The organism is Mycobacterium sp. (assembly GCF_035314905.1).
Taxonomy (GTDB): domain Bacteria; phylum Actinomycetota; class Actinomycetes; order Mycobacteriales; family Mycobacteriaceae; genus Mycobacterium.
Genome location: NZ_DATFYW010000103.1, coordinates 1 through 5826 on the forward strand (window position 1 = coordinate 1; position 5826 = coordinate 5826).

The window sequence follows — 5826 nt, forward strand, 5'->3', positions numbered from 1 at the left end:
ACCCGTTCGGGCGATGTCGCCGGCCCTACTGGCCGGCCGCGCGCGGAAGTTGATAGTCCATCGGCCCAGGCGTGTAGTCCAAGTGCTCGAAGACCGGATCCTCATCGTCGATTTCCAGCACATCGGCGCCCGGGCGCCGCAGCCGCGACGGCGCCAGGTCGACGTCTCGGTCGCTGGTGTTCTCCACGCCCAGCCGAGACCGTGCCATCCGCTGCATGCGCCGCCGCCGCAACCGTTCCTCGATGCGGGTCTGCCGCCGCAGATAGGCCAAGTACAACAGGGTGATCACTCCAGCGGTGGCGCACAACCACTTCCCCTGCGGCCACCCCGTGAACGCCGCGGCCGCCGAGACGATCAGCACGAGCGCCATCACGGACACCATCCGCCTGCGGAACTTGTACTTGCGCGCGCTGACGGCGGCCGCGGTCTTCGAGTCGTACATCCGGCGACGCGAAGCGCTCGGCGACACCGTGGTCGGGGGCTCGTCGCCCGACTCGAGGCCTGACGTGTCCTCGACGTATTCGTACTCGTCCGCGGTGCCGTCGTCCTCGGAGGCGACCGGCTCTTCGGCCTCCTCGTCTTCGTGGAGGTCTTCGGCGACCGGCTCCTCGGGTTGGCACTCCGGTTCCGGCTCGGGTTCGACGGCTTCGCTCGAGCCCACCGGCAGCGCGCCGGAGTCCTCTTCGACGACATCGACGTCGAGATAGTCGGGCTCCTCGTCGGCTACGGCCTCGTCGACGCCGGTCACCACCACCGCCCGGGGGGCCGTTTCAGCCTCGTCGTCGTCGAGGTCGTCGACGTCGTCAGGGGGCTGCCAGGCCGGATCGCTGCGATGCCCCGCCGCCGGGCCGCGCCGCAATTTGCGGGCCCCGGTGCTGTTGAGCACGCGGGTGGCCAGAGCGACATCGCTAGTGCGGCGCACCGCGTCGCGCTTGCTGATCAGCATCGGAACGAGGACGAACAGCCAAAGCACCACAAGGGAGATCCACAGAAGTGATTGGGGGACGCTTGGCATGCTGCCTGCTCCTTTCAGCGCCAGGCTAGGTCCGTGATCAGCGCGAAGGCATGAGGCGCGCCGGTCCCAATAGAAGTAGCGATGACGATGACAATTACACACCTGTAATTCGATACAGACAAGCACCACGGGCCACTTGAGTCACATCCGTAACGGCTTAGGACCAGCTCGCGTGGCCGGCCCGGACCAACGCGGATGTCACAGACCCGTACACCTCCTCGACGGTGATGGCCACCAGCAGATGGTCACGCCATGCCCCGTCAACGTCGAGGTAGCGCTGCAGCAGGCCTTCCTCCCGGAAGCCCACCTTGGCAAGCACACGCCGGCTCGCCGCGTTCTCCGGCCGAACCGTGGCCTCGACGCGATGCAGCATCACCGGCCCGAAACAGTGGTCCAGCCCCAGTGCGAGCGCCGCGGTGGCGACCCCGCCGCCCGTCGCCGTGCTGGCCACCCAGTACCCGATCCACGCCGAGCGCAGCGCGCCGTGCGTGACGTTGCCGACCGTCATCTGGCCGCAGAACTGGCCGTCGAGCTCGATCGCGAACGGCAGCATCCGGCCCTTCCGGGCCTCGGCGCGCAGCCCGGAACAGACCGATGGCCACGCCGAGATACTCTGCCGCGCTTCCCAATACAAATCGGCGCTCGGTTCCCACGGCTCGAGGTGGCCGCGGTCGGCCAGCCGGATGCGGCTCCACTGTGCGGCGTCGCGCATCCGCACGGGCCGCAGCCGGACGAGTCCGACCGGCACCCGAATGGGCCCGACGGTCGCGGGCCATCCCGGGTGTATGGAGGTAGAACGGAGAATCTTCACGCGACGCCGGCTCCGTTGCTCAGCCGCGCTGGGCCAGGAACGCGACGCTGACGATCTCGCCCGTGCGGATCTGTTCGGCGTCGCTCGGCACGAGCACAAGACAATTCGCCTCGGCCAGGGTGGCGAGGAGGTGCGACGACGCACCGGGCGCGCCGAGCGCCTGCACCAGGTACTCGCCGCTGTCCTGATCCCGCATCAGCTGCCCTCGCAGGTATCCCCTGCGACCGGGGACCGATGAGATCGGCGACAGCGTGCGCGCCTCGACGACGCGGCGCATCGGCTGGCGCTTCCCCAGCGACAACCGGATCAGCGGGCGGACCATCACCTCGAAAGCCACCAGCGCGCCGACCGGGTTAGCGGGCAGCAGGAACGTCGGCACCCCTTCGGGACCCAGCTGACCGAAACCCTGCACCGAGCCCGGATGCATCGCGACCCGGCTGACCTCAATCTCACCGAGCTTGGACAGCACAGACACAATGTTCTCGGCGGCCGAGCCGCCGACGGCTCCCGCGATCACGACCAGTTCTGCCCGGTTGAGCTGGCCTTCGACCGTCTCGCGAAGCTCCTTGGGGTCGGTGCTGACGATCCCGACCCGGTTCACCTCGGCGCCGGCGTCACGGCCTGCCGCCGCCAGCGCATAGGAGTTGACGTCGTACACCTGGCCGTTGCCCGGCGTGCGGTTGATGTCGACGAGCTCACCACCGACGCTCATCACCGACAGCCGTGGCCGGGGGTGAACCAGCACGCGCTCCCGCCCCACCGCAGCGAGCAGCCCCACCTGCGCCGCACCGATGATGGCGCCGGCGCGTACAGCCACGTCGCCGGGCTGCACATCGTCGCCCGCCCGCCGGATGTAGGCGCCCGACCTCACCCCGCGCAGCACCCGAACCTTGGAATCGCCGCCGTCGGTCCAGCGCAGCGGCAGCACCGCGTCGGCCAGGGTCGGAATCGGCGCGCCCGTCTGCACCCGCGCCGCCTGCCGCGGCTGGAGCCGACTGGGTGTGCGGGCGCCGGCCTCGATCTCGCCGACGACCGGGAGCCGCACCTCCACGCCGTCCGGCTCGAATTCAGCGTCGTCGTCGAGATCGTCGGAGTCCCCGACGCTCGCCACGTCGACGCTGCGGACGGCGTATCCGTCGATGGCGGCCTGATCAAACCCCGGCAGCGGGCGCTCGGTGACCACTTCTTCGGCGCACATCAGGCCTTGCGCCTCGGCAATGGCGACGCGCACCGGCCTCGGGGCGACCGCCGCGGCCATTACACGAGCCTGCTGCTCCTCCACCGAACGCACAGCATGCCTTTCTGCCGTCGAGTGTGGGCCCGGCACGCGCCTACTGTTCGGTCAAGCCCAATCGTTCGACCAACCAGCGCCGCAAGTCTGGGCCATAGTCGTCACGATCCAATGCAAAGTCAACCGCAGCTTTGAGGTAGCCTCCGGGATTTCCCAGGTCGTGTCGAGAGCCGCGGTGCACGACGACGTGTACAGGATGGCCCTCCTGGATCAGCAGCGCGATCGCGTCGGTCAGCTGGATCTCACCGCCGGCGCCGCGCGGCACCCGCCGCAGCGCATCGAAGATCGCCCGGTCCAGAACATAACGACCCGCGGCCGCGTACGGCGACGGAGCGTCCTTTGACTTGGGCTTTTCCACCATCCCCTTGACGCGCAACACATTCGGGTTGACCGCGTCGGGAACTTCCTCGACGTCGAACACGCCGTAGGCGCTGATTTCCTGCGGGGGCACCTCGATCGCGCACAGCACCGTGCCGCCGCGCTTGGCGCGCACTTTGGACATGGTCTCCAGCACGCCGGTCGGCAGCACGAGGTCGTCGGGCAGCAGCACCGACACCGCGTCCTCGTCGTCGGACAGCACCGGCTCCACGCAGGAGACGGCATGGCCGAGGCCGAGCGGCTCGCGCTGGACGACGGATTCCACTTTGATCAGGGCCGGCGCGCGACGCACCTTCTCGAGCATCGCCTGCTTTCCGCGCGCCTCGAGTGTCCCTTCCAGTACAAGGTCTTCGACGAAATGGGCGACGACGCTGTCCTTGCCTTCGGAGGTGACGATGACAAGCCGCTCCGCGCCGGCCTCGGCCGCCTCGGCAGCGACCAACTCGATGCCGGGAGTGTCGACGACGGGCAGCAACTCCTTGGGAACCGTCTTGGTTGCAGGCAGGAACCGGGTGCCCAGACCGGCTGCCGGCACGATCGCGGTCCGGGGTATCGCCGGGTGTGGCCGTGTCATCACTGACACCCTAATGCCAGCGGGCGCTCGGCTCTCTGTTCCATCGCTGTAATCCCCCTGTCATCGTGTACCGGTGGCGCTCACGTTAAAGGACCGCATCAGGGCAGAGCGAGTCGCCGCGCGGCGATCGGTGCCCGAAACCGTCCGCCGGGCCGAGCGCCGGGCCCTCGGTGAGCACCTGGCCGCCTTGGTGAGCGATGACGAGATTGTTGCCGCGTACGCGCCGCTCGAAACCGAGCCGGGCTATCCCGACCTGCCGGGCATCCTGCTCGACCTGCGCGTTCGGGTGCTGCTGCCGGTGGCGCGCACGTCGGATGACGGGACGCCGCTGCCGTTGCGGTGGGCCGAGTACCGGCGCGCCGGGCTGGTGGCTGCCCCGTTCGGGTTACTCGAGCCGAGTGGTCCGTGGCTGGCGCCGGCCGCGCTGGCGAGCGCGGGCACGGTGTTCGTGCCCGCGCTGGCCGTCGACCGCCACGGGGCACGGCTGGGCCGCGGTGCCGGGTTCTACGACCGCTCGCTGAGCTTCCGCGATCCGGGCGCACGACTGATCGCCGTGGTACGCGACGACGAGCTCGTCGACGAGTTGCCGGCCGAACCCCACGACGTGCCGATGACGCATGCGCTGACGCCCGCCCGTGGGCTTGTGACGTTGTCTCGACCCGGGAATGCGGCTTTCCCGTTGGCACTTGAATAGGTAGAGTGCTAACAAGCTAGCCTAATCGGAGGTTTCTGTGCCGACCTATTCCTACGCGTGCACCGAATGCGACAACCGGTTCGATGCGGTGCAGGCCTTCACCGATGATGCGCTGACGACCTGCCCGAAGTGCTCCGGCCGGCTCCGCAAGCTGTTCAACTCGGTGGGCGTGGTGTTCAAGGGTCCCGGCTTCTACCGCACCGACAGCCGGTTGCCGTCGGGAAAGGGCTCGTCGGGCGGCGACAAGCCCGCGAGCGGCGGCGGCGACTCGTCGGGCGGGTCCGACACGTCGAGTTCCTCCGCAAGCAAGTCCGCGCCGTCTCCCGCGCCGGCGGCCGCGGCCAGCTGACATCATCTGCCGGCCGAAACCTCACGCTTGCCCTCCCCCGAGCCCCGATGGGACTAACGTTCGGCTCACGGTCCGTTGGCCGAACTACGGGAGGGTCATCCCATGCTGAAAGGCTTCAAGGAGTTTCTGGCGCGCGGCAACATCGTCGACCTGTCGGTCGCGGTCGTCATCGGTACCGCATTCACGGCACTCGTCACCAAATTCACTGACAGCATCATCCAGCCGCTCGTCAACCGGATCGGAGCGGGCAGCCAGTCCAGTTACGGCATCTTGAGAATCAACATCGGCGGCGGGCAGACCATCGACCTCAACGTCGTGCTGTCGGCAGCCATCAACTTCATCCTGATCGGCGCGCTGGTGTACTTCGTGGTGGTGTTGCCCTACAACACCTACCGCAAGCGCGGCGAGATCGAGCAGGCTCAGGATACTGAGCTGAGCCTGTTGACGGAGATCCGCGACATCCTGTCAACCGACGGCCAGGTGGGCCGGCGCACGCTGGGCCCGGGTACCGGGCCCAGCCCGGACACCGCCGAGACGACGAGCGCCGACAAGGATTAGCCGGCCGGAAGCGCTAGTTCATGTTCCAAGGGTCGCCGTAGGTGGTGACGCTGTCACCCGCTTTGGAGATGAGCCGCGCGAACGGGCGCAGCAGCACACCGCCGGCCGCGCCGGTCACCGTGCCGTGCGCGTTGGACACCGCCACCGCGCCGTCCG

At 68.6% G+C, this 5826-nt stretch carries 8 protein-coding genes; 3 read left to right on the top strand and 5 right to left on the bottom strand.

From position 1 onward, the window contains the following. Positions 1 to 25: 25 nt before the first annotated feature. From glpR to VKG81_RS08760, 4 genes are all read right to left on the bottom strand, one after another. On the bottom strand, positions 26 to 1015 hold the full coding sequence (glpR, locus tag VKG81_RS08745; RefSeq protein ID WP_324395529.1) for a gephyrin-like molybdotransferase receptor GlpR: 990 nt from the start codon (positions 1013 to 1015) through the stop codon (positions 26 to 28). A gap of 157 nt (positions 1016 to 1172) precedes the next feature. After that, positions 1173 to 1826, bottom strand: a complete 654-nt coding sequence (locus tag VKG81_RS08750; RefSeq protein ID WP_324395531.1) for a GNAT family protein — start codon at positions 1824 to 1826, stop codon at positions 1173 to 1175. 19 nt (positions 1827 to 1845) lie between these two features. Then, positions 1846 to 3117 (bottom strand): gephyrin-like molybdotransferase Glp, encoded by a 1272-nt coding sequence (gene glp / locus VKG81_RS08755; protein ID WP_324395533.1) that lies wholly within the window; start codon positions 3115 to 3117, stop codon positions 1846 to 1848. Between the two features lie 40 nt (positions 3118 to 3157). After that, positions 3158 to 4069, bottom strand: a complete 912-nt coding sequence (locus tag VKG81_RS08760; protein WP_324395535.1) for a UTP--glucose-1-phosphate uridylyltransferase — start codon at positions 4067 to 4069, stop codon at positions 3158 to 3160. A gap of 73 nt (positions 4070 to 4142) precedes the next feature. Between VKG81_RS08760 and VKG81_RS08765 the strand changes: the two genes are divergently transcribed. The 3 genes from VKG81_RS08765 to mscL all read left to right on the top strand — a co-directional run bounded on the left by VKG81_RS08765 (position 4143) and on the right by mscL (position 5670). Next, entirely contained in the window at positions 4143 to 4763 is a 621-nt protein-coding gene (locus VKG81_RS08765) for a 5-formyltetrahydrofolate cyclo-ligase (protein ID WP_324395536.1), read from the top strand. A gap of 37 nt (positions 4764 to 4800) precedes the next feature. After that, complete coding sequence (locus VKG81_RS08770) at positions 4801 to 5112, top strand: FmdB family zinc ribbon protein (protein ID WP_324395538.1); 312 nt, start codon at positions 4801 to 4803, stop codon at positions 5110 to 5112. A 102-nt stretch (positions 5113 to 5214) separates the two neighbouring features. Further along, positions 5215 to 5670, top strand: a complete 456-nt coding sequence (mscL, locus tag VKG81_RS08775; protein ID WP_324395539.1) for a large-conductance mechanosensitive channel protein MscL — start codon at positions 5215 to 5217, stop codon at positions 5668 to 5670. A 13-nt stretch (positions 5671 to 5683) separates the two neighbouring features. Here the strand turns inward: mscL and VKG81_RS08780 are convergent. After that, positions 5684 to 5826 (bottom strand): MspA family porin (locus VKG81_RS08780; RefSeq protein ID WP_324395540.1); only part of this gene is annotated, 143 nt, incomplete at its 5' end.

What these genes read in the sequence shown, in the direction of transcription:
- glpR (WP_324395529.1), bottom strand. Translation starts at nt 1,015, where the DNA reads ATGCCAAGCGTCCCCCAATCACTTCTGTGGATCTCCCTTGTGGTGCTT.
- mscL (WP_324395539.1), top strand. Translation starts at nt 5,215, where the DNA reads ATGCTGAAAGGCTTCAAGGAGTTTCTGGCGCGCGGCAACATCGTCGAC.
- VKG81_RS08760 (WP_324395535.1), bottom strand. Translation starts at nt 4,069, where the DNA reads ATGACACGGCCACACCCGGCGATACCCCGGACCGCGATCGTGCCGGCA.